This is a genomic window from Streptomyces sp. NBC_01351, assembly GCF_036237315.1.
In the GTDB taxonomy this organism is placed as follows: Bacteria; Actinomycetota; Actinomycetes; order Streptomycetales; family Streptomycetaceae; genus Streptomyces.
The window spans coordinates 2,055,909-2,079,051 of sequence record NZ_CP108356.1; the positions used below are offsets into that span (position 1 = coordinate 2,055,909).

The 23,143-nt window shown below is 72.6% G+C and carries 20 protein-coding genes; 9 read left to right on the forward strand and 11 right to left on the reverse strand.

The window, feature by feature from the left end:
- Nucleotides 1-53 precede the first annotated feature (53 nt).
- Nucleotides 54-2,435 carry a collagenase gene (locus OG625_RS09215; RefSeq protein WP_329378186.1) on the reverse strand — a complete coding sequence of 794 codons (2,382 nt, stop codon included), beginning with the start codon at nucleotides 2,433-2,435 and terminating at the stop codon, nucleotides 54-56.
- Nucleotides 2,436-2,625: 190 nt separating this feature from the next.
- Between OG625_RS09215 and OG625_RS09220 the strand changes: the two genes are divergently transcribed.
- Nucleotides 2,626-3,996 (forward strand): aminopeptidase P family protein, encoded by a 1,371-nt coding sequence (locus tag OG625_RS09220; RefSeq protein WP_329378188.1) that lies wholly within the window; start codon nucleotides 2,626-2,628, stop codon nucleotides 3,994-3,996.
- On the opposite strand, the gene OG625_RS09225 is transcribed toward OG625_RS09220, so the two are convergent.
- Complete coding sequence (locus OG625_RS09225) at nucleotides 3,993-4,901, reverse strand: LysR family transcriptional regulator (RefSeq protein ID WP_329378190.1); 909 nt, start codon at nucleotides 4,899-4,901, stop codon at nucleotides 3,993-3,995. The two genes, OG625_RS09220 and OG625_RS09225, sit on opposite strands and share 4 nt — an antisense overlap.
- Before the next feature lie 105 nt (nucleotides 4,902-5,006).
- Between OG625_RS09225 and OG625_RS09230 the strand changes: the two genes are divergently transcribed.
- Nucleotides 5,007-5,741 (forward strand): SDR family NAD(P)-dependent oxidoreductase, encoded by a 735-nt coding sequence (locus OG625_RS09230; protein ID WP_329378192.1) that lies wholly within the window; start codon nucleotides 5,007-5,009, stop codon nucleotides 5,739-5,741.
- Between the two features lie 12 nt (nucleotides 5,742-5,753).
- Nucleotides 5,754-5,981 (forward strand): tautomerase family protein, encoded by a 228-nt coding sequence (locus OG625_RS09235; RefSeq protein WP_329378194.1) that lies wholly within the window; start codon nucleotides 5,754-5,756, stop codon nucleotides 5,979-5,981.
- Between the two features lie 169 nt (nucleotides 5,982-6,150).
- Here the strand turns inward: OG625_RS09235 and OG625_RS09240 are convergent, their stop codons facing one another.
- Together OG625_RS09240 and OG625_RS09245 are read right to left on the reverse strand one after the other, a co-directional pair.
- Nucleotides 6,151-6,549, reverse strand: a complete 399-nt coding sequence (locus tag OG625_RS09240; protein ID WP_329378196.1) for a RidA family protein — start codon at nucleotides 6,547-6,549, stop codon at nucleotides 6,151-6,153.
- On the reverse strand, nucleotides 6,546-7,673 hold the full coding sequence (locus tag OG625_RS09245) for an acyl-CoA dehydrogenase family protein (RefSeq protein ID WP_329378198.1): 1,128 nt from the start codon (nucleotides 7,671-7,673) through the stop codon (nucleotides 6,546-6,548). Before OG625_RS09245 ends, OG625_RS09240 begins: the two co-directional genes overlap by 4 nt.
- A gap of 177 nt (nucleotides 7,674-7,850) precedes the next feature.
- Between OG625_RS09245 and OG625_RS09250 the strand changes: the two genes are divergently transcribed.
- From OG625_RS09250 to OG625_RS09270, 5 genes are all read left to right on the forward strand, one after another.
- On the forward strand, nucleotides 7,851-9,485 hold the full coding sequence (locus OG625_RS09250) for an AMP-binding protein (RefSeq protein WP_329378200.1): 1,635 nt from the start codon (nucleotides 7,851-7,853) through the stop codon (nucleotides 9,483-9,485).
- Between the two features lie 4 nt (nucleotides 9,486-9,489).
- Nucleotides 9,490-10,290: a PaaX family transcriptional regulator gene (locus OG625_RS09255; RefSeq protein WP_329378202.1), complete on the forward strand. Its 801-nt coding sequence runs from the start codon at nucleotides 9,490-9,492 to the stop codon at nucleotides 10,288-10,290.
- An 80-nt stretch (nucleotides 10,291-10,370) separates the two neighbouring features.
- Nucleotides 10,371-10,766 carry a hypothetical protein gene (locus OG625_RS09260; RefSeq protein WP_329378204.1) on the forward strand — a complete coding sequence of 132 codons (396 nt, stop codon included), beginning with the start codon at nucleotides 10,371-10,373 and terminating at the stop codon, nucleotides 10,764-10,766.
- 54 nt (nucleotides 10,767-10,820) lie between these two features.
- Entirely contained in the window at nucleotides 10,821-11,660 is an 840-nt protein-coding gene (locus OG625_RS09265; RefSeq protein WP_329378206.1) for a GNAT family N-acetyltransferase, read from the forward strand.
- Entirely contained in the window at nucleotides 11,657-12,091 is a 435-nt protein-coding gene (locus OG625_RS09270) for a hypothetical protein (protein WP_329378207.1), read from the forward strand. The genes OG625_RS09265 and OG625_RS09270 overlap by 4 nt, the downstream gene beginning before the upstream one ends.
- Here OG625_RS09270 and OG625_RS09275 read toward each other — a convergent pair.
- Nucleotides 12,075-14,327 (reverse strand): bifunctional salicylyl-CoA 5-hydroxylase/oxidoreductase, encoded by a 2,253-nt coding sequence (locus OG625_RS09275; protein WP_329378209.1) that lies wholly within the window; start codon nucleotides 14,325-14,327, stop codon nucleotides 12,075-12,077. The genes OG625_RS09270 and OG625_RS09275 overlap by 17 nt on opposite strands.
- 19 nt (nucleotides 14,328-14,346) lie before the next feature.
- Entirely contained in the window at nucleotides 14,347-15,174 is an 828-nt protein-coding gene (locus tag OG625_RS09280) for an enoyl-CoA hydratase family protein (protein ID WP_329378211.1), read from the reverse strand.
- A 324-nt stretch (nucleotides 15,175-15,498) separates the two neighbouring features.
- Here OG625_RS09280 and OG625_RS09285 point away from each other — a divergent pair, with 324 nt between their 5' ends.
- Entirely contained in the window at nucleotides 15,499-15,852 is a 354-nt protein-coding gene (locus OG625_RS09285) for an ATP-binding protein (RefSeq protein ID WP_329390531.1), read from the forward strand.
- Nucleotides 15,853-15,877: 25 nt separating this feature from the next.
- On the opposite strand, the gene argF is transcribed toward OG625_RS09285, so the two are convergent.
- The 5 genes from argF to OG625_RS09310 all read right to left on the reverse strand — a co-directional run bounded on the left by argF (nucleotide 15,878) and on the right by OG625_RS09310 (nucleotide 23,063).
- Entirely contained in the window at nucleotides 15,878-16,888 is a 1,011-nt protein-coding gene (gene argF / locus OG625_RS09290; RefSeq protein WP_329378213.1) for an ornithine carbamoyltransferase, read from the reverse strand.
- A gap of 99 nt (nucleotides 16,889-16,987) precedes the next feature.
- Nucleotides 16,988-18,217 carry an arginine deiminase gene (locus tag OG625_RS09295; RefSeq protein ID WP_329378215.1) on the reverse strand — a complete coding sequence of 410 codons (1,230 nt, stop codon included), beginning with the start codon at nucleotides 18,215-18,217 and terminating at the stop codon, nucleotides 16,988-16,990.
- A gap of 46 nt (nucleotides 18,218-18,263) precedes the next feature.
- Nucleotides 18,264-18,770 (reverse strand): hypothetical protein, encoded by a 507-nt coding sequence (locus OG625_RS09300; protein WP_329378217.1) that lies wholly within the window; start codon nucleotides 18,768-18,770, stop codon nucleotides 18,264-18,266.
- A gap of 181 nt (nucleotides 18,771-18,951) precedes the next feature.
- Nucleotides 18,952-21,588 carry a polynucleotide kinase-phosphatase gene (locus OG625_RS09305; protein WP_329378219.1) on the reverse strand — a complete coding sequence of 879 codons (2,637 nt, stop codon included), beginning with the start codon at nucleotides 21,586-21,588 and terminating at the stop codon, nucleotides 18,952-18,954.
- A complete protein-coding gene (locus OG625_RS09310) occupies nucleotides 21,585-23,063 on the reverse strand; it encodes a 3' terminal RNA ribose 2'-O-methyltransferase Hen1 (protein ID WP_329378221.1) in 1,479 nt (492 codons plus the stop codon). Before OG625_RS09310 ends, OG625_RS09305 begins: the two co-directional genes overlap by 4 nt.
- Between the last annotated feature and the right edge of the window lie 80 nt (nucleotides 23,064-23,143).

Genomic DNA, 23,143 nt, shown 5'->3' on the forward strand with positions numbered 1-23,143 from the left:
CTTTAGAGGCTGCCCAGACCGGTCCCGCGGGTGCGGGACCGGTCCGGTGCGGATCAGCTGCGGAGGGGACCCTCACAGTTGTAACTGGAGGTCCCCGCCACCTTGTTGGTCCAGATCTCCAGCGGGCCGAAGGAGCAGTTCATGTCGGCGAGGTTGTTGGAGGCCGCCCCCGCACGGTCGAGGATGAAGTAGTCGACCGTCTCGGACATGTCCTTGAAGTTCTGGTCGTCGCTGCGCCAGTTCGAGAGGTTCGCGGTGATGCGCCCGGTACAGGTGAAGCGGCGCTTCCCGGGCTCCCCGTTCTCCACGCAGTCCGGGGTGTTGTAGGTGGCCGTGGCGAAGGCCGACTTCACCGAGGAGAGCGCCGAGTCGCGCAGCTGCGCGTTGGGGGTGTAGGCGGTGTTCGGTACGAAGAGCTGGTCGACCTTGGCTATCTGCGCGTCCAGGAAGCGGTCGTAGTCGCGCTGGAGGTAGGTGTCCGCGCCGAGGCGGTGGCGCCAGGCGTCGTACGCCGCCACGTCGTTGTTGCGGAGGTGGGTGTACATCTCCCGCAGCAGCGAGGGCTTCTCGGTCCACAGGAACTCGAAGAACGTGCCGGCGTAACTGTAGAAGCGGAAGCCGTCGCCCTCGTAGGTGGCGTTCAGCAGCTGCTCGACGGACATGCGCGGGCCGCCGCCGGAGGTGTCGTTGATGATGCTCTTGACCAGGGACTTGCGGACGGCGATGCCGTTGTCGCGGGTGGCGCCGTCGAAGAACTCGGCCGTGCCCTCGTCCATGGCGGTCGTACGGTCGCCCTCGTACCAGGGGCCCTGGCCGAAGAAGCCGGGGACGGCGAAGCGGCCGTTGAGGTAGTGGACGTACTCGTGGCGGAAGAGCTCCTCGAGGGTGAGCGAGGAGTCCTGCGGGACGCGGCGCTGGTAGGTGTAGAAGGTGGCGCCGTTCTCGATGTAGATGCCGCCGTTGTTGGTGTCGTAGCCCGTCAGGATCGGGTGGTAGTTCTCGTAGTCGGCGCGGGAGCCGTACAGCACGATGTTCAGGGTGGCGTTGGGGTCGCCCGCGAGCGGCTGCTCGGTGCCCAGCACGCGGTGGTACTGCGCCTTGACCTGCTTGCTCGCGTAGTAGAGCTGGTCGACGGTGGCCCGGTCGAGGCCGGTGCGGACCTTGATGGCTCCGTTGTCGTAGGTGTACGTGTACGGGAAGATCTGCTTCTCGATGTCCTCCTTGCAGACCCCGTACGGCTTGCACGCCTCGTAGAAGTTCAGCCAGGAGACGACCTTGGCCCAGGGCTCGGTGCCGAGGGCGGCCTTCACCGGCTCCAGCATCGCGCCGAGGTCGGCGACGACCTGGTCCCGCAGGCCCGCGACCTGGCCGAACCGGGCGTACTCGCTGAGGGCGTCGCGCGCCACCCAGGCGTTGTTCGTGCCCTTGAGGTGGGTGTAGTTCGCGAAGGCCTTGAAGGCGGCGCGGTAGGCGGGGTCGGCGGCGACGGCCGCGTGGAAGGCGGTGTCCTGGTTGCCCGGGTAGACGCCGAGGTAGTTCACGGAGAGGCCCGCGAGGGCGGCGCCCGCCCAGCCGGCGTCGAGGTGGGTGGCCGGGTGGGCCGGGTCCATGGTGGTCAGGACCTTCGTGATGAGGCCGAGCTGGTGCTGGCGCAGGCCGGGCGCGCTGCCGGCGTAGAGGGCCTCGCGCAGGGTGCGGGCGTTGGAGGCGGTCACGTCGAAGGTGCGGGCGGCATTGCCGAAGTCGGCGATGGCGCGGCGCATGGCGTCCACGGTCGGCGCGTCGGTGACGTCGATCTCGGAGCGCCCGTAGTCGTGGTAGGCGACCGCGTGCAGGTACGTGAACATCTCCTCCAGGTGGGAGGAGTTACGGCCGTCGTGCGCGGCGGCCAGGCTGGATATCCGCCGGGAGACGGCCTGCACGTGCGCGTCCGACATCACCGGGGTGAGGCGGGCGTCCCAGGTCCAGATGAGGCCGCGCAGGCAGCCGTCGGCGGTGACCGCCGGGTCGGCGAGGAAGTCGGCGAACTGCTCCGGGGAGAGGTTCTTGATCCCGTCGAGGGTGCAGGGGACGCCGGCGGCCACGCTCAGCGCGGTCGGGGCCGACTGGGCGGTCGCCTTGCGGCTCTTCTCGCTGCGCTCGGAGGCGGCCGCGGCGGCCGTCGAGGCTCCGGGGACCTTCCCGGCGAGCTCCTGCCCGCCGGGGGCGAGGGCGTCCGCCGGGGTGTCGCGCTTCGCGTTGGCGAGGTGGTCGACCTCGTCGAACGGGTTCGCGGCCGGGGCCCCGCCGGTGAAGGTGCCGGGCGTCGCGCTGCCGGCGACGGCGGTGGTTCCGCGGTCGGCGGCCTGGGTCACGGCCTGGCCCGCGGAGGCGAGGAGGGTGACCGTCACGGCGGAGGCGAGAAGGGTCGAACGCACGGTTTTGTGCTGGAACACCGAAAACTCCTGGTTGGAGAGGGTGAGGTGGGGGGTGGTGCGTGAACTGCCCTGGTGCGTGAACTGCCCTGGGTCACACGGCGTTTGACGGGGATTAACGTGCCGCGGTGTGAGCTGTAACATAGTAATGTGAAATTGCACTGACAAGACCTGCGCGCCCATCAGTTCGCATCTTCTTGAGGGAGCCCCCGTGACCGACACCCCCTCCCGCCTCAACACGGGCAGCCACGACCTGCCCGTATCAGCCGAGTTGTCCCGATTCATGGCGGACAACTGGGCCCCGACCCCGCTGCCCGGCTCCACGCGCGTCCCCTCGTACGCCGTCACGCCCGCCCGCCGGGCCCGGCTCTCGGCGCTCTTCCCGGGCGAGCGGCTGATCGTCCCGGCCGGTGAGCTGAAGGTCCGCACCAACGACTGCGACCACCGCTTCCGCCCGCACAGCGCGTACGCCTGGCTGACCGGCCTGACGGGCGAGGACCAGGTCGGCCACGTCCTGGTCATGGAGCCCTCGGGCCCGCACGGGCACGAGGCGGTCCTGTACCTGCGGCCGCGCTCGCCGCGGGCGGACGGGAACGAGGAGTTCTACCGGGACCGCCGCTACGGGGAGTTCTGGGTGGGCCGCCGCCCCGACCTGGCCGAAGCCGAGCGCCTCACCGGCATGCGCTGCGCCCACCTGGACGCCCTGGGCTCGCCGGCGGGCCGCGACGCGTCCCGCGACTCCGGACTCGCCACCGCCCTGTCGGAGCTGCGCCTGGTGAAGGACGCGTGGGAGGTGGAGCAGCTCCAACTGGCGGTGGACCACACGACCGCCGGGTTCGAGGACGTCGTACGGGCCCTGCCGCGCGCCCTCGTCCACCCGCGCGGGGAGCGCTGGATCGAGGGGGTCTTCGGCCTGCGCGCACGGGCCGAGGGCAACGGCACGGGGTACGACACGATCGCGGCGTCGGGCGCCCACGCGTGCGTCCTGCACTGGATCCGCAACGACGGCCGGCTGAACGGGGACGAACTGCTCCTCCTGGACGCGGGCGTCGAGACCGACACCCTCTATACCGCGGACATCACCCGCACCCTTCCCCTCTCCGGACGCTTCTCCCCCGTCCAGCGCCAGGTCTACGAGCTGGTCCTGGCCGCCCAGGACGCGGGCATGGCGGCGCTGCGCCCCGGGGCGAGCTTCCGCGACTTCCACCGGGCCGGGATGCGGGTGATCGCGGAGGGCCTCGCGGACTGGGGCGTGCTCAAGGACGCGGAGGGCGACCTGCACCGCCGCTACACGCTCTGCAGCAGCGGCCACATGCTCGGCCTGGACGTCCACGACTGCGCGAAGGCCCGGTCGGAGGCCTACCTGGACGGCGTCCTGGAGGAGGGCCAGGTCCTCACGGTGGAGCCCGGCCTGTACCTCCAGCCGGACGACGAGACCCTCCCGGCGGAACTGCGCGGCATCGGCGTCCGCATCGAGGACGACCTGGTCATCACCTCGGACGGCGCCCGCCTGATGTCGGGGGCGCTGCCGCGCACGGTCGCCGGCATCGAGGAGTGGATGGGCCGTCTACTGGACTCCTAACGGGCGCGGGGAGCTTCGAGACACCCCACGAGCTCCTCGACGAACACCTCCAGATGGGGCGGGAGTTCACCCGTTCTCGTCGCGCAGAACCAGGTCCGGGTCAGCGGCTTCGCACCGATCTGCACCAGCGCCAGTCCGTGCGAGGCCGCGTACGGGGCGGCCACCCAGTTGGGCAGTACCGTCACTCCCTGGCCGCCCGCCACCATCTCGACGACCAGGTCGGTCACCACGGGCATCGTGGTGATCCGGCCGGGCCGGGCCCCGACGGGGATCGGCAGCGGCAGCGACGGGATGCGCTTCTGGTCGTAGAAGTCGTACAGCACCAGATCGGCACCGTCGAAATCCCGGGCGGTCAGGTGCTTGCGGCTGGCCCACGCATGCCCCGCCGGGACCACGGCCACCATCTCGTCGTCGAACAGCCGGGTCAGGGACACCCGTTCCATCTGCACGTCCGGTTTGGTGACGAGCGCGACGTCGACCAGGTCGGCGAGGAGTGCCGGGACCGGAGCGTCGTCGGCGACGGTCTCGATGCGCACGTCGATGCCCGGCTCGCGCTCGCGGAAGGCGCGCAGCACCGGCGGAAGCCAGGGGAAGGTGGTGCTGCACTGCGCGGTGAAGCGGACCCGCCGGTCGCGCCCGTCGCGGATCTCTCGCAGGTCGCGGGTGGCCGACTCCAGTTCGCCGAGCACATGGCGGGCGGCGACCAACAGCCGCCTGCCCGCGGCGTTCGGCACCAGCCGGCGGCCCTCCCGGTCGAACAGGAGCATGCCGAGCCGGGCTTCGAGCCGGGTCAGCCGCTGACTGAGGGCGGGCTGGCTGACGTAGAGCCGCTCGGCGGCGGCGGTCAGCGAGCCGGCTTCGGCGGTGGCGTTGAGCAGCTCCAGGTCACGCAGATCCACGTCCATAACGCTGGATTATGGCATGCTCCATTTCTCGTCGTGGTGTTATGGGTTGAGGGCTCGTAGGTTCTGGGTGTCAGCCGATCGACCACCTGGGAAAGGCACACGCCCATGACCACCACTGCTCTCATCACCGGATCCTCCAGCGGCATCGGTCTGGACATCGCCCGGGCCTTCCTGGCGGACGGCGCGAACGTCGTCCTGAACGGCCGGGACGCCGACCGCCTCGCCAAGGCCGCCGCCGGCCTCGGCCATCCGGAGCGGACCGCGTGGGTCGCGGGCAGCATCGCCGACCCCGCGACCGGCGAGGCGCTCGTCCGTACGGCGCTGGAGCGCTTCGGCCGCATCGACGTCCTGGTCAACAACGCGGGCACCTTCGCCTCCAAGCCCTTCACGGAGGTCACCGAGGCCGAACTCGACGGCTTCCTGACGGGCAACCTCAAGGGCACCTACCTCACCACCCAGGCCGTGGTGCGGGCGCTGCGCGCGCAGGGCGAGGGCGGCAGCATCGTCAACATCGGCACCGTCCTGGTGGACCACGGCCTGGCCGGCTTCCCGGCGAGCGCACCCGTGGCCAGCAAGGCGGGCGTTCACGGCCTCACCACGAGCCTGGCCGCCGAACTGGCGGCCGACGGCATCCGCGTCAACCTGGTCTCCCCCGGCATCATCCGCACCCCGCTGCACGAGGGCTCCGACGTGGACTCCTTCGGCGGACTCGCCCTGCTGAACCGGGTCGGCGAGGCCTCGGAGATCGCCGAGGCGGTCCTCTACCTCGCGGGCGCCGGCTTCGTGACGGGCCACGCCCTGCGCGTGGACGGCGGCCACGTCACCGGCCGCACGGTCTGAGGGGCCGCCGCCATGCCGTACGTCAACGTCAAGATCACCCGAGAGGGCGCGACCGCCGCCCAGAAGGCCGAGATCATCGCCGGAATCACGGACCTCCTGGTCAAGGTCCTGAACAAGGACCCGTCCACCACGTTCGTCCTCATCGACGAGGTCCCCCTGGAGGACTGGGGCATCGGAGGCCTCCCGGCGGACGAATACCGCCGCCGCCGGGGCACACCGGACCGGTCCCCCACGGCATGAGTCCCGCGCCCTCGCGGCGGCGCCCCGGAACCGGTCCGTCCGGGGGGCGCAGGCGGCGACGGCGATCGACCTCGGCCCGTTCCGGACGGAGCACAGGATCCACTGGCCGCGACCCCGCGGGGGCCGACGCGGGCCCGGGCACCGACCGCCCGCGCCGGCCCCCGCCTCGTTACGGGAGCACCGCCAGGCCGTCCAGTTCCACCAGGGCCTCCTCGTCCCACAGGCGGACCACGCCGATGACCGCCATCGCGGGGTAGTCGCGGCCCGCCAACCGGCGCCAGATCCGGCCCAGTTCGGCGGCGTGCACGCGATACGCCGCCACGTCCACCGCGTACACCGTCACCCTCGCCAGGTCCGCCGGGGCGCCCCCGGCCCCGGCGAGGGCCGCCAGCAGGTTCGTCAGGGCCACCTCGAACTGCTCCACCAGGCCCTCCCCCACCACCTTCCCCGCGCCGTCCAGCGCGGTCTGCCCGGCCAGGAGAACCAGCCGCGAGCCGGTGGCCACCACCGCGTGGGAGAAGCCCGTCGCCGGCGACAGTTCCGCCGGGTTGATCCGGTCGAGGCTCATCCGGCCGCCGCCTCCCGGTACAGCTCCTTCGCGATGATCGAACGCTGCACTTCACTCGCCCCTTCGTAGATCCTCGGCGCCCGCACCTCCCGGTAGAGGTGTTCCAGCAGGTGCCCCCGCTGGAGGGCGACCGCGCCGTGCAGCTGGACCGCGTGGTCCACCACGTACTGGGCGGTCTCCGTGGCCAGCAGCTTCGCCATCGCCGCCCGGCGCGGCACGTCCGGCGAGCCGGCGTCGTGCGCACCCGCCGCCGCGTACACGAGCAGCCGGGCGGCCTCCGTGCGGGTGGCCATCTCCGCCACCCGGTGCCCGACCGCCTGGAGGTCGCTCAGCGTCCCGCCGAAGGCGCTCCGGACCGCCGTGTACGCCAGCGTGGCGTCCAGCGCCGCCCGGGCCATGCCGACCGCGAAGGCGCCGACGCTGGGGCGGAAGAGGTTCAGGGTGTCCATCGCGACGCGGAAGCCCCGCCCGGGCTCGCCCAGCAGGTCCGCCGGGCCGACCGGGACAGCGTCGAAGGCGAGGGCGCCGATGGGGTGCGGGGAGAGCATGTCGAGCGGTTCGCCGGTGAGTCCGGGCCGGTCCGCCGGGACGAGGAAGGCGGAGACGCCCTTCGCGCCGGGCCCCTCACCCGTCCGGGCGAAGACGGTGTAGAAATCGGCCTCCGGGGCGTTGGAGATCCAGCGCTTGCGGCCGGTCAGCAGCCAGCCGCCGCCCGGTGCCGGCGCGGCCGCCAGTTCCAGGGCCGCCGCGTCCGAGCCCGCCCCCGGCTCGCTCAGCGCGAACGCCGCCACCGCCCGCCCCGCGCGCACCCCGGGCAGCCACCGCTCGCGCTGCTCCGCGCTGCCCGCCCGCAGTACGGGGTAGGCCCCCAGCCCCTGCAGGGCGAGCGCCGTCTCGGCCTCCGTGCAACCGTAGGCGAGGGACTCCCGCAGCAGGCACAGCTCCAGCGCGCCCGCCGTGAACACCCGTTCCAGCAGGCCGAGCTCCCCCAGTGCCGCGAGCAGCGGCCGGTTGACCCGGCCCGGCTCCCCCTTCTCGGCCAGTGGCCGCAGCCGGTCGGCCGACAGCGCGCGCAACTGCCCGCACCACGTCTCCTGGTCCACCCCGAGCGCGAATCCGTTCATCCGAACATCCCCGCTTCTATCGCGTCCTGTTGACTGCCGTCACCATCACGATACGCTCGTGAAGGGGCACTCCCCCAGCCTCCGGCCGGGGGGGGACCCCACCCAGCTGCAGCCGGGGGTGTGACCGCACGGCCCGCTCCACCCCACCCGGGACCGTCGCAAGGGGGCGAACCCGCCTTGGACCTGAAGCCTTCCGCTCACACCGACACTTTTGCCCGCGACCATCTGCCACCCGCGGACGCCTGGCCGGAACTCCTCTTCGAGCTGCCCGAACTGGCCTACCCGGACCGCCTCAACTGCGGGTCCGAGCTGCTCGACGCCACCATCGCCCGGTTCGGGCCCGAGGGCCCGGACCGCCCCGCCTTCCGCAGCGGGAGCGGCGAGGTGTGGACGTACGGGGACCTGCGCGAGCGCGTGGACCGGCTCGCCCACGTGCTCACCGCCGACCTCGGCGTCGTCCCCGGCAACCGGGTGCTGCTGCGCGGCCCCACCGGCCCCTGGCTCGCCGCCTGCTGGCTCGCGGTGATGAAGGCGGGCGCGGTGGCGGTGACCGTACTGCCGCAACAGCGCGCGCAGGAGCTGGCCACGGTCTGCGCGATGGCCCGGGTACGGCACGCCGTGTGCCACGTGGACGTCCTGGACGACCTGGCGAAGGCCGAGGTGCCGGGGTTGCGGATCACCGCGTACGGGGGCGGCGCGGAGGACGATCTGCTCCGGCTCGCCGAGAGCGAGAGACACGCCCGGCCCTTCGAGGCCGCCCCGACCTCCGCCGACGACGTCGCGCTGATCGCCTTCACCTCCGGCACCACCGGACAGCCGAAGGGATGCATGCACTTCCACCGCGACCTGCTCGCCGTGGCCGACACCTTCTCCCGCGGCGTGCTGCGCCCGCGCCCGGACGACGTCTTCGCGGGTAGCCCGCCGCTCGGCTTCACCTTCGGCCTCGGCGGGCTGGTGGTCTTCCCGCTGCGGGCCGGGGCGTCCGCGCTGCTGCTGGAGGAGGCGGTGCCGCGCCGGCTGCTGCCGGCCCTCGCGCAGCACCGGGTGACGGTGCTGTTCACGGCGCCCACCGCGTACCGGGCGATGCTGGACGCCCTGGGCCCGTACGACGTGGGCATGTACGACCTCTCCGCCCTGCGCCGCTGCGTGTCGGCCGGGGAGAACCTGCCCGCCACCACCTGGCAGGCCTGGTACGAGCGCACGGGCCTGCGGATCATCAACGGCATCGGGGCTACGGAGCTGCTGCACATCTTCATCTCCGCCGCCGACGAGGACATCCGGCCCGGCACGACCGGCCGCGTGGTCCCGGGCTGGCAGGCGCGGGTGGTCGACGCCTCCGGCCGCCCGGTCGCGGACAACGAGCCGGGGCTGCTGGCCGTGCGCGGCCCGGTGGGCTGCCGCTACCTGGCCGATCCGCGGCAGCGGGAGTACGTACAGGGCGGCTGGAACCTGACGGGCGACACCTACGTCCGGGACCCGGAGGGCTACTTCCGCTACGTCGCCCGCGCCGACGACATGATCATCTCGTCGGGTTACAACATCGCGGGCCCGGAGGTGGAGGAAGCCCTGATGCGCCACCCGGACGTGGTGGAGGCCGCCGTGGTGGGCCGCCCGGACGAGCGACGCGGGCAGATCGTGGTGGCGTACACCGTCCCGCGGCAGGGAGCGGTGCTCACGGAGGAGGCGCTGCGCGCCTTCATGCGGGCCGAGCTGGCCCCGCACAAGTGCCCGCGCTCCTTCGTCTTCCTGCCGGCGCTGCCCCGTACCGCGACGGGCAAGCTGCAACGCTTCCGGCTACGGGACCTAGAGTGAAACCGTGGTCGAACAGCACACTCCGCGATCTTTGATCGTCACGTTCTACGGCGCCTACGGGCGCGCCTACGAGGGCCCGGTCCCGGTGTCCGCGCTGATCCGCCTGCTGGGCGCGGCCGGCGTGGACGCCCCGTCGGTCCGCTCGTCGGTGTCCCGGCTGAAGCGGCGCGGCTTCCTGGTGCCCGGGCGCGCGGCGGACGGCTCGGCCGCGTACGGGCTCTCCGAGGAGGCGCGGCAGCTGCTGGACGACGGCGACCGGCGGATCTACGGCAGCCCGGAGCTGACGGACGAGTGGCTGGTGGCGGTGTTCTCCGTCCCGGAGCAGGAGCGCAGCAAGCGGCACCTGCTGCGCTCGCGGCTGTCCCGGCTCGGTTTCGGCACGGTGGCGCCGGGCGTGTGGATCGCCCCGGCCAGGCTCGCGGACGAGGCCTCGCACACGCTGGACCGGCTGCGGCTGACCCCGTACGTGGAGCTGTTCCGCGGCGCCCACCTCGGTTTCGCCCCCACGGCGGAGGCGGTGGCCCGATGGTGGGACCTGGCGGCCCTGGCCAAGCAGCACGAGGAGTTCCTCGACCTGCACGAACCTGCCTTGCGCGCCCTCCAGTCGGGCCCGGAGCCGACTCCGGAGGAGGCCTACCGCGGCTACCTCCTCGCCCTGGACAGCTGGCGCCGCCTCCCCTACGCGGACCCGGGCCTGCCCCGCGACCTGCTCCCGGCGGACTGGCCGGGCGACCGCGCGGCGGCCGTCTTCGCCGAGCTCCACGCACGCCTCCGGGAGCGGGGCACGCGGTTCGCGCAACCGTGAACGTGACCGTAGCCCTGAGCGCGACCGTGGCCGTGGCCGTGGCCGCAACCGTGACCGGGCGGCAGGCGTCGTAGCGGGGTATGACGCCCCGCGCTGCGCGCCCCTCCCCGAAGAAACGTTTCCTGACCTTGGTCCCGGCGGCTCTCGCCGGAATCGCGGCGGGTTGCGCGGCCATCTCCCTGGCCGCCCGCGCCCGCGAGTACTGCGACGCGGGCGCGGAGCCCGGCGGCCGTCTCGAACTGGGCCTCACCCTGCTGCCGCTGACCATGGCCTTCGGCGTCGTGGCCCTGCTGGTGGCCTTCCTCCTGGACCGGCAGCCCGTGGCGCTGCAGCTGGGCACGGTCCTGCTCGTGCTGGCCGGTCTGACGGTGCTGTACTTCTCCGTCCGGGGCACCCTCGACGGGTATCCGGGGAACCCGGAGAAGTGCGGGCCCGACAACGTGCCGCCGTGGTGGCCGGGGTGGCTGCCCGCGTGAATCCGGGTCGGAAATCCGGGTGCGTGCGGGCCCGGCACCGCGCCAGGATGTGCCATGACCTGGACCTTCACCTCTGACCTGGCCGCCTATCTGACCGCGACGGGCCCGGCCGTGGCCGCGGAGCCCGTCTCCAACACCGTCCTGCTGACCGTGACCGACGGACTGGCACGGCGCGGGACTTCCGCGTTCGGGTCCGACGCGCCCTTCTTCGGCTGGTGGACCGACGCCGGCGGGGCCGTCACCGGGGCCCTGCTGTGCACGCCGCCGTTCCCGCTGCTGCTCAGCGTGGTACCGGAGGAGGCGGTCCGGGCGCTGGGGGACGCGCTGGCCACCGAGCCGCTGCTCGCCGGGCTGCACGGGATCAACGCCCGCCGCCCCGACGCGGAGGCGCTGGCGAAGGCCTGGGGCAGGCCCACCCGGTTCGCCGAGGAGATCCGGCTCTACCGGCTGGCCGGACTGGTCGCCCCGGATCCCGCCCCGGCCGGGCGGGCCCGGCTCGCCACCGAGGCGGACCTGCCGCTGCTGCTGGAATGGATCGCGGCCTTCCACCTGGAGGCGGGCGTCCCGGGTCCGGTCTCCGAGGACCTGCTGCGCGACCGGATCTCGTACGGCGGGATCCTGCTCTGGGAGGATGCCGGGGTGCCCGTCGCGCTCGCCTCCTGCTCGCGCACCATCGGCTCGGCCGCCCGCGTCGGCCCCGTCTACACCCCGCCCGCGTCCCGCCGCCGCGGGTACGCCGCCGGGGTCACGCACGCGGCGAGCGAAGCGGCGTACGCGGCCGGCGCCTCGGAGGTGCTCCTCTTCACGGACCTGGCCAACGACACCAGCAACGGCGTCTACCTGCGCCTGGGCTACGTCCCCGTCGAGGACCGTGCGGAGGTCGTCGCCGTATGACCGCGCCGGGGAAAACACCGGAGCCCGTCTGGTCGATCGCCGCGAACGTGGTCCTGTGGCGCCGCCACGGCGAGGGCGGCCAAGCCCTGCGCCCGGGGACCAGGCGCTTCAAGGGCGGCGCCAAGGTGTACGTCTGCTCGTGGACCGGCGAGCGCACCCGCTGCACGGTCGCCGGGCGGCCCCGCGGGACCTCCCGCTACGCCGAGGCGTACGTGGCCACCCGCGACCTGCACGGCTTCCGGCCGCGCCTGGTGCACGGGCCGGCCCTGGTCCCGCTCGTCTCGGCCTCGCCCTTCGAGGACCGGGCGCACGCGGCGGCCGTGGCGGCCGAACTGGAGCGGTACGCCCGGGAGTACCGCTCCGGGGCCTGGCCTAGCCGGCCGCACCCGGAGCCCTGCCTGTGCCACGAGTGCCTCAACCCCGACCGGTAGGCGGCGGCCGGCTCCCCGCGCGGTACGGGGCGGGCCAGGGCGCGGCCGGGCCCTCGTAGGACTGCTCGGCGGCCGCGTGCAGGGTCCAGTGCGGGTCGTAGAGGTGGGGGCGGCCGACGGCGCACAGGTCGGCGCGGCCCGCCAGGAGCAGGGAGTTGACGTCGTCCCAGGAGGAGATGGCGCCGACGGCGATGACGGGGACGCCGAGGGCGCCCCGGATCCGGTCGGCGTACGGGGTCTGGTACGAACGCCCGTACTCGGGGGCCTCGTCCGCGACGACCTGGCCGGTGGAGACGTCGATGGCGTCGGCGCCGTGTTCCGCGAAGGCGGCCGCGATCCGCACCGACTCCTCGGGCGTGGTGCCGCCGGGCGCCCAGTCGGTGGCGGAGAGCCGGACCGTCATCGGGCGGTCCTCGGGCCAGACGGCGCGGACCGCGTCGAAGACCTCCAGCGGGAAGCGCAGGCGGTTCTCCAGCGGGCCGCCGTAGGCGTCGTCGCGCTGGTTGGTCAGCGGGGAGAGGAAGCCGGAGAGCAGGTAGCCGTGCGCGCAGTGCAGTTCCAGCAGGTCGAATCCGCTGTCGGCGGCGCGGACGGCGGCGGCCGCGAACTCGGAGCGCAGCGCGGCCAGATCCTCCCGTTCGAGGGCGCGCGGGACGGCCGAGACGCCCGGCCGGTAGGGCAGCGCGGAGGCGGCGACCAGCGGCCAGTTGCCCTCGGGGAGGGGGTCGTCCATGCCCTCCCACATCACCCGGGTGGAGCCCTTGCGGCCCGCGTGTCCGAGCTGGACGCCCAGCGCGGTGCCGGGGGCGGAGGTGTGGACGAAGTCGGCGATGCGCTTCCAGGCGGCGGCCTGTTCCCGGGTGTAGAGGCCGGCGCAGCCGGGGGTGATCCGGCCCTCCTCGCTGACGCAGACCATCTCGGTCATCACCAGCCCCGCCCCGCCGAGCGCCCGCGCGCCGAGGTGGACGAGGTGGAAGTCCCCGGGCACGCCCTCCTCGGCCGAGTACATGTCCATCGGGGAGACGACGACCCGGTTGCGCAGGGTCAGGCCGCGCAGGGTGAAGGGGGTGAACATCGGCGGGGTGGCCCCGTCCGGGCAGCCGAAGTCCCGCTCCACCGCCCGCGTGAACCGCTCGTCGCGCAGCCGCAGGTTGTCGTGGGTGACCCGGCGGCTGCGGGTGAGGAGGTTGAAGGCGAACTGCCGGGCCGGCTGCTCGAGGTACCCCTCGATCTCCTCGAACCAGCGCATGCTCGCGGCGGCCGCCCGCTGGGTGCTGGCGACGGCCGGGCGCCGCGCGGCCTCGTAGGCGGCGAGGGCGGCCGGTACGTCGCCGTCCGCGCCGCCCACCGCTTCGGCGAGGGCGAGGGCGTCCTCCACGGCGAGTTTGGTGCCGGAGCCGATGGAGAAGTGCGCGGTGTGGGCGGCGTCGCCGATGAGGACCACGTTGCCGTGCGACCAGCGTTCGTTGACGACGGTACGGAACTGCGTCCACGCGGAGCGGTTCCCGCGCAGCGGCCGTCCGCGCAGGGCCTCGCTGAAGGTCTTGGCGCAGCGGGCGGCGGACTCGGTCTCGTCGCACAGGTCGAAGCCGGCCGCCCGCCACACCTCTTCGCGCATCTCGACGATCACCGTGGAGGCGTCCGCCGCGTAGGGGTAGGCGTGCAGCTGCACGACCCCGTGCTCGGTCTCGGCGATCTCGAAGCGGAAGGCCTCGAAGGCGAAGTCGGCGGCGAGCCAGATGTACCGGCAGCGCCCGGGCGTCACGGTCGGCCGGTAGTGCTCGGCGCCGGCCTCGCGGATGGTGCTGTGCACCCCGTCGGCCGCGACGACCAGGTCGTACGAGGCGGAGAGCGCCCGCGGGTCGGGGGCCTCCGAGCGGAACCGGAGCCGGACGCCCAGGCCCGCGCAGCGCTCGTGCAGGATCTCCAGCAGCCGGCGCCGGCCGATGGCGGCGAAGCCGTGGCCGCCGGAGGTCAGCAGCCGGCCGCGGTGCACGACGTCCACGTCGTCCCAGCGGACGAACTCCGCCCCGAGGGCGGTGTGGACGACGGTGTCCGCCCGTTCGATGCCGCCGAGGGTCTCGTCGGAGAGCACCACGCCGAAGCCGAAGGTGTCGTCGGGGGCGCCCCGTTCCCAGACCTCGACGGCGTGCCCCTGCCGGGCCAGCAGCGCGGCGGTGTACAGGCCGCCCGGTCCCCCGCCGACGACGGCCACCCGCATGGCTCCCGCAGACATCCGGCCCGCAGACATCGGACTACCTGCCCTTCCATTCCGGCGGTCGCTTCCCGGTGAATGCGGCGTGGAACTCGCGGTAGTCCTGGCCGTTCATCAGCAGGGCCTGGGTGGCGGCGTCCAGCTCCACGGAGGCGGCCAGCGGCATGTCGAGCTCGGCGGTGAGCAGGGCCTTGGTCTGCGCGTACGCGAGCACGGGCCCGGCGGCCAGGTGCGCGGCGAGCTCGGTGGCCCGGACGAGCGACTTGCCCTCCTCCGTGAGCTCGCTGAGCAGGCCGATCCGCTCGGCCTCGGCCGCGCGTACGGGCTCTCCGAGCATCAGCAGCCGGGTGGCGTGGCCGAGGCCGACGACCCGGGGCAGCAGGTAGGCGGCGCCCATGTCCCCGCCGGAGAGGCCGACGCGGGTGAAGAGGAAGGCGAAGCGGGCGGTGGGGTCGGCGATGCGGAAGTCGGCGGCGAGCGCGAGGACGGCTCCGGCCCCGGCGGCGACCCCGTGGACGGCGGCGATCACCGGGAAGGGGCATTCGCGGATGGCGCGCACGACCTGGCCGGTCATCCGGTTGAAGTCGAGGAGCTGGGCGGTGTCCATGGCGAGGGTGGCGCCGATGATCTCGTCCACGTCTCCGCCGGAGCAGAAGCCGCGGCCCTCGCCGCCGAGCACGAGGGCCCGTACGGAACGGTCGCGGGAGAGTTCGGCGAGCAGATCGCGCAGGTCGGCGTAGGCGCCGAAGGTGAGCGCGTTCAGCTTCTCGGGGCGGTCGAAGGTGACGGTGGCGACGCCGTCCTGCCGGGTCAGCCGGAGGTGGTGCCACCGTTCGGTCGCTGCTGTGGAACCGGTGAAGGGGCTCACACCATCGACGGTATCACCGGATCCTGACCGCCGTCACAGAACCGCAACAACTTCGCCCGACCGGACGCCACACCCGCCAATGGTCCAGACCTCTTGCCGCCCATGGTCCCTTGCGGTTCCGTCGGGGTGCCCTACAGGAAGGTATTTCGACTTCGTATCGTTGAATCCAGGATTTCCCGATACGGGCCCTACGTCACGACGCACCCTCAGCACCACGAGCACCCCCAGCACCACCACCCCCACCACCACGGAACGGACGGTCCTGCCTTGCCCGACGCCTCCGCCTGGCGGATCGCCCTGCCCCACACGGCGGCCGCCGTACCCATGGCCCGCGCCCTCGTCCGTACCGCGCTGGCCGAGATCGAAACGCCCGCCGACAGCGACACGGCGGAGCTGCTGACCGCGGAACTGGTCGCCAACGCCGTGGAGCACACCCCCGGCGACGCCCCGATCGAGCTGGTCGTGGAGCTCCTGGCGAACGGCTGCCAGGTCGAGGTCCACGACGGGGATCCGCAGCCGCCCGGCGACCTGACGGCGTGCCGGGACGACGCCCACCCCGACCCCTGGCAGGAGCACGGCCGCGGCCTGCTGCTGATCCGCGCCCTCAGCTCCGCCTGCGGACACCGCCCCACCGCGCACGGCAAGGCGGTGTGGTTCACCCTGCCCGCGCGCGCATGACTCCGCGCGCGCTCCGCGCGTATGACTATGCGACAGGTCGTGCCAGCGTCGCGACGAGCACGGCCTTGATGGTGTGCAGCCGGTTCTCCGCCTCGTCGAAGACGATGGAGTACTCCGACTCGAAGACCTCGTCCGCCACTTCGAGCGATTCCAGCCCGTGGCTCTCGTGGATCTCGCGGCCCACCTTGGTGCCGAGGTCGTGGAAGGCCGGCAGGCAGTGCATGAACTTCACGTCCGGGTTGCCGGTGGCCCGCAGCACGTCCATGGTGACGGCGTACGGGGACAGGGCCGCGATCCGCTCGTCCCAGACCTCCTTGGGCTCGCCCATCGACACCCAGATGTCCGTCACGACGAAGTCGGCCTGCGCGACGCCCTCCGCGATCTCCTCGGTCAGCGTGATCCGCGCACCGCTCTCCGCCGCGAGCCTGCGCGCCGCGGCCACCACCGGCTCGGCCGGCCAGTAGGCCCGGGGCGCGACGATGCGTACGTCCATGCCCAGCAGCGCGCCCGTCACCAGGTACGAGTTGCCCATGTTGAAGCGGGCGTCGCCGAGGTACGCGAAGGCGATCCGCTCCAGCGGCTTGGCGCTGTGCTCGGTCATGGTGAGGACGTCGGCCAGCATCTGGGTGGGGTGCCAGTCGTCGGTGAGGCCGTTGAAGACGGGTACGCCGGCGAAGGCGGCGAGCCCCTCCACGGTCTCCTGGCTGTCGCCGCGGTACTCGATCCCGTCGAACATCCGGCCGAGCACCCGGGCGGTGTCCTTGACCGACTCCTTGTGGCCCATCTGCGAGCCGGAGGGGTCGAGATAGGTGGTGTGCGCACCCTGGTCCGCGGCGGCGACCTCGAAGGCGCAGCGGGTGCGCGTCGAGGTCTTCTCGAAGATCAGGGCGATGTTCCTGCCCTGGAGCTGGCGCTGCTCGATCCCGGCCTTCTTGGCCGCCTTCAGGTCGGCGGCGAGCTCGATCAGGCCGCGGAACTCGGCGGCGGTGAAGTCGAGCTCCTTGAGGAAACTGCGGCCTGTGAGGTCGGTGGCCATGGGGTCGCTCCAGCGTCACGGTGACAGGGGATGATGGAAGTCTATACGATCCTCTGCATTGATATACGGAACGGTGACCGCCCCGCGCACCGGCCCCGCTCAGGCCACGGCGTCGCGCTCGACCGGACAGCTCATGCAGCGCGGCCCGCCGCGGCCCCGGCCCAGCTCGCTGCCCGGGATCTCGATGACCTCGATGCCCTCCTTGCGCAGGTGGGTGTTGGTCGTCACGTTCCGTTCGTACGCGACCACCACCCCCGGCTCCACGGCCAGCACGTTGCACCCGTCGTCCCACTGCTCGCGCTCCGCCGAGTGCACGTCCTGCGTCGCGGTGAGCACCCGGATCGAGTCCAGGCCGAGCGCCGCCGAGATCGCCCGGTGCATGTGCTCCGGCGGATGGTCGGTCACCTTCAGCTCGGAGGCCCCGTCGCCCGGCTCGATCGTGTAGGAGCGGAGCATGCCGAGCCCCGCGTACTGGGTGAAGGTGTCCCCGTCGACCATCGTCATCACGGTGTCCAGGTGCATGAAGGCCCGCCGCTTCGGCATGTCGAGGGCCACGATGCTGCTCGCCGACCCGGCGGCGAACAGGCCCCGCGCCAGCATCTCCACCGCCTGCGGGGTGGTCCGCTCGCTCATCCCGATCAGCACCGCGCCGTTGCCGATGACGAGCACGTCGCCGCCCTCGATGGTCGAGGGGTAGTCCACCTGCCCCTGCGACCAGTAGTGGAAGGCCCCGGAGGAGGTGAAGAGCGGGTGGTGCTTGTAGATCGCCTCGAAGTGGACGGTCTCGCGCTGCCGGGCCGGCCAGCGCATCGCGTTGATCGACACCCCGTCGTAGATCCAGGCGGAGGTGTCCCGGGTGAAGAGGTGGTTGGGCAGCGGCCCCAGCAGGAAGCCGTCCAGCTCCAGGGCGTGGAACCGCACCGACACCGGTTCGGCGTGCCGCTCCAGGTACTCGCGCTTGGTCATCCCGCCGACCAGCGCCTCCGCCAGCTCGGCCGAGGGCAGCCCGTCGAACACCGAACGCAGGTGGTCGGTGGCGAGCGGCCCGTACTCCTTCTCGTCGAAGACCCGGTCCAGTACGAGGTGTCTCGCCTCCGGGATGTCGAGCGCCTCGCAGAGCAGGTCGCCGAAGAGGTGGACCTCCACGCCCCGGTCGCGCAGCACGTCCGCGAAGCCGTCGTGCTCCTGGCGGGCCCGGCGCACCCACAGGACGTCGTCGAAGAGGAGCGCGTCCTTGTTGCTCGGTGTGAGCCGCTTCAGCTCCAGGTCGGGCCGGTGGAGGATGACGCGGCGGAGCCGCCCGGTCTCGGAGTCGACATGGAATCCCATGCCGTACACGTTCCCAGACCGGGCGGCTTTTTGACCTGGCGTCGGCTCAGTGGAGCGGGGCGAGGCCGAGAATCGCCGTCGGCGTGCCGACGACCTTCGGCAGGACCACACCCGCCGCGGGGAGGGTGACGTCCGGCAGACCGTAGTTGGCGGCGTTCGGCATCGTCAGCGGGGAGCCGAGGACCGCACCGGGGGTACCGGCGAGCATCGTCGTGGCGGGCGAGGTCAGGGAGCCCTCGCCGTCCGTCGCCGGCTCGCCCAGCAGGTTCGGCAGCGGCGAGGAGACGAGCGTGTTGCCGAGCTCGGTGCTCACCGGGACCGTCGGGAGCAGCGGGGTCGGGAGCATGTCCCCCTTGTGGAAGCGGGGCGCCTCGGGCGCTCCGACGACCGGCACCGGCACGCCGGTGGCCACGCGCGGGGTGTCCACGCCCAGCGTGGTCTTCACTGCGTCGAGGGGGACACCGACCGGCACCGCGTCGGCCACGGCCGGGGTGGCCGCGCCGGCCGCGGCCATACAGGTCATGAGCGCCGCAATGCTTCCGCGCGCGGTCATCTTCATAGGTGACGTTCCGTCCTTCCAGGGGTCGCGGACATTCCGCTGCCCTGGATGAACGATCCCGCCTGGTCGTTTCCCGGCGTTCTCGACGAAAGTTCCCCCATACGACCTAAAGAGCGGCCGCCCGGGGTCGGCGGCTTGACGCCCCGGGCGGCTCTCTTCGTACGCGGGTGGACCCTCAGAGCCGGGGGTCGACCGGCTCCGACTCCAGGGCGAGCACCGCGAAGACCGCCTCGTGGACCCGCCACAGCGGCTCCTCCGCGGCCAGCCGGTCCAGCGCCTCCAGTCCGAGCGCGTACTCGCGCAGGGCGAGGGAGCGCTTGTGCCCGAGGAAGCGCTGGCGCAGCCGCTCCAGGTGGTCCGGACGCGTGTACTCCGGGCCGTAGATGATCCGCAGGTACTCGCGCCCGCGCACCTTGACCCCGGGCTGGACCAGCCGGCCCTTGCCGTCCCGGGCGTACGCCTGGAGCGGCTTGACGACCATGCCCTCGCCGCCGGCGGCCGTCAGTTCCAGCCACCAGTCGGTCCCGGCCCGTACGGAGTCCTCGTCGGCGGGGTCCACGAGGATCCGGCCGGTGCGGCGCAGCAGCCCGGTGCCCGCCGCCTCGTCGGCCGCGACCAGTCGGTCCAGCCAGAACAGCTGCTCGTCGTGGGGTACGGCGGCCAGCGACCGCCCGGCCGCCGCCAGCAGCTGGAACGGCGCGAACCGTACGCCGTCCAGCCCGTCGGTGGTCCAGCAGTAGCGCCGGTACGCCTCGGTGAACGCGGCCGCGTCGGTGGCCCGGCCCTTCTGGCGTTCCAGCAGCTCGCCTGTGTCGATGCCCCGGGCTGCGGCCGCCTCCAGGGCGGCGATGGCATCCGGGAAGACGGCGCCGGAGGCCGCGCCCACTGCGGCGTACTGGTTGCGCAGCAGGCCGGTGGACTTCAGCGACCAGGGCAGCAGTTCCCCGTCGATCAGCAGCCAGTCCGTGCCGAGCTCCTCCCACAGCCCGGCGTCGGTGACCGCCGAGCGGAGCCGGGTCAGGACCTCCTCGGTGACCTCGGGGTCCTTGAAGAAGGGCCGCCCGGTGCGGGTGTAGACGGAGCCGGTGGGCCCGTCGACGCCGAACCGCTCGCGGGCCGCGTCGGCGTCCTTGCAGACCAGGACGGTGGCGCGGGAGCCCATGTGCTTCTCCTCGCACACGACCTGGGCGATGCCGTCCTTGCGGTACTGGGCGAAGGCCTCGGCCGGGTGCTCCAGGTAGCCCTCATCAGCGGCTCCGCCGCGGGCGTCCTCGGTGGAGGTGGCGGTCGGCGCCATGGTCGGCGGCAGGTAAGGAACCAGCCGCGGGTCCACCGCGAAGCGGCTCATGACCTCCAGGGCGGCGGCCGCGTTCTCCTCGCGGACGTTGACGTTGCCCAGGTGCCGGGTCTCGACGATCCGGCGCCCGTGCACGTCGGCCAGGTCGAGCGGGCGTCCATCGTGACCGCCCGGCGCCTCGGCGGCGAGCGGGCGCGTGGGCTCGTACCAGACCTTCTCGGCCGGTACGTCGACCAGTTCACGCTCGGGCCAGCGCAGGGCGGTCATCTTCCCGCCGAAGACGGCTCCGGTGTCCAGGCAGATGGTGTTGTTGATCCACGCGGTGTTCGGCACCGGGGTGTGGCCGTAGACCACGACGGCCTTGCCGCGGTAGTCCTCGGCCCACGGGTAGCGCACGGGCAGGCCGAACTCGTCCGTCTCGCCGGTGGTGTCCCCGTACAGGGCGTGCGAGCGGACCCGGCCGGAGGTGCGGCCGTGGTACTTCTCGGGCAGGCCGGCGTGGCAGACCACCAGCTTGCCGCCGTCGAGCACGTAGTGGCTGACGAGCCCGCGGATGAACTCCCGTACCTCCCGGACGAACTCCTCCGGCTCGCCTTCCAGCTGCTCGATGGTCTCGGCGAGGCCGTGGGTCCGCTGGACCTTGGAGCCCTTGAGGTAACGGCCGAGCTTGTTCTCGTGGTTCCCGGGCACGCACAGGGCGTTGCCGGACTTCACCATGCCCATGACGCGGCGCAGGACGCCCGGGCTGTCGGGGCCGCGGTCGACGAGGTCGCCGACGAAGACGGCGGTGCGGCCGTCGGGGTGGACGCCGTCCTCGTAGCCGAGCTTGGCGAGCAGGGCCTCCAGTTCGGAGGAGCAGCCGTGGATGTCACCGACGATGTCGAAGGGGCCGGTGAGGTGGGTGAGGTCGTTGAAGCGCTTCTCCAGGACCACCTCGGCGCGCTCTGCCTCCTCGACGGAGCGCAGCACGTGCACCTTGCGGAAGCCCTCGCGCTCCAGCCCGCGCAGGGAACGCCGCAGGTCGCGGCGGTGGCGCTGGATGACGGCACGCGGCAGTTTGGCCCGGTCGGGGCGGGCCGCGTTGCGCTCGGCGCAGACCTCTTCGGGCATGTCGAGCACGATGGCGATGGGCAGGACGTCGTGCTCGCGGGCGAGCTGGATCAGGCCCCGGCGGGCGTCGGCCTGGACGCTGGTCGCGTCGACGACGGTGAGCCGGCCCGCGGCCAGTCTCTTGCCGGCGATGAAGTGCAGCACTTCGAAGGCGTCCCGGCTGACGCTCTGGTCGTTCTCGTCGTCGGAGACGAGGCCTCGGCAGTAGTCGGAGGAGAGGACCTCGGTCGCCTTGAAGTGCTTGCGGGCGAACGTGGACTTGCCGGATCCGGTGGCCCCGATCAGGACGACGAGGGACAGGTCGGTGACGGGAAGTACACGGTGCTTCTCGGTCTCGGTCGTGATCTCGGTCGTGATCTCGGCCGTGATCTCGGTCTCGGTCTCGGTCTTGGTCTCGCTGGTCATGCTGCCTCGCCCTCCTTCGGGGTGTCGGTGGTGCTCTCGGTCTGGATGAAGACGGCCATCTGGGTCGGCGGCCCCACCTCGGGGTCGTCGTCTCCCACGGCGACGAACTCGACGGCGTAGCCGTGCCGGTTCGCGACGCCGTCGGCCCAGGCGCGGAACTCCTCGCGGGTCCACTCGAAGCGGTGGTCGCCGTGGCGGACGTGCCCGGCGGGCAGGGTCTCCCAGCGGACGTTGTACTCGACGTTCGGGGTGGTGACGAGGACCGTACGGGGGCGGGCCGAACCGAACACCGCGTACTCCAGGGCGGGCAGCCGCTCCACGTCCAGGTGCTCGATGACCTCGCTGAGCACGGCCGCGTCGTAGCCGGCCAGCCGCTTGTCGGTGTAGGCGAGCGAACCCTGCAGGAGCGTGACGCGGGAGCTCTGCCGCTCTCCCATCCGCTCCAGGCGCAGCCGCTTGGCCGCCAGGTTCAGGGCCCGCATGGACACGTCCATGCCGACGATCTCGGTGAAGGACACCTCCTTGAGGAGGGCCTGCACCAACTGTCCCTGCCCGCAGCCGAGGTCGAGCACGCGTGCGGCGCCGGCGGCGCGCAGGGCGGCGAGGATGGCCTCGCGCCGCTGCACCGCGAGCGGCACGGGCCGCTCCTCGGTATCGCGGTCCTCGTCCACGGCGTTGTCCAGCTCCTCGACCTCGCTGCCGTCGGCCTCGGCGAGGCGGACCAGCTCCAGACGCTCCAGGGCGTCCTGGGTCAGCCGCTTGTGGCGGGCCAGGTAACGGGAGCTGATCAGCCCGTTCTCGGGGTGGGAGGCGAGCCAGCCGTCTCCGGCGCGCAGCAGCTTGTCGACCTCGTCGGGGGCGACCCAGTAGTGCTTGGCGTCGTCGAGGACGGGCAGCAGCACGTACAACTGTCGCAGTGCGTCGGCGAGCCGCAGCTCGCCCTCCAGCACCAGGCGCACGTACCGGGAGTCCCCCCACTCGGGGAACCGCTCGTCGAGCGGTACGGGCTCCACGTCCACGAGCGCCCAGCCCAGCGGGTCGAACAGCCGGTGTACGAGCTCCACCCCGCCGCGTGCGGGCAGCGCGGGAATCTCGACGCGCAGCGGACGCGCCTCCTCGGGCAGCTCCGGCCGTGCGACGCACTGACCCTTCAGCGCGCTGCGGAACACCCCGCTGAGCGCGACGGCGAGCAGGGAGGAAGCGGCATACGGCCGGTCGTTGACGTACTGGGCGAGCGCGGCATCGGGAGCCCCGCCCCGGCCCTTGCCCTGACCACGCCGCACGAGTGCGACGGGATCCACCTCCAGCATCAGGGCCGCCGTGCACCGCTCGGCCGAGGCCTCGGGGTAGAACACGTGGGCGGTGCCGTGGGAGGTGGAGAACGCCTGCGTCTTGTCGGGATGCTTGTGCAGCAGAAAGCCCAGGTCGGTCGCGGGTCGTTCAGGGGAGCCGGTGGTGGAGATCGTCAGGAACACACGACCGAGTATGGGTCGGGGCGGCCTTCCGGACCACCGCGTTTTCGCCGGTGCGGCGACGGACCGGCGGCCGGCGCCCG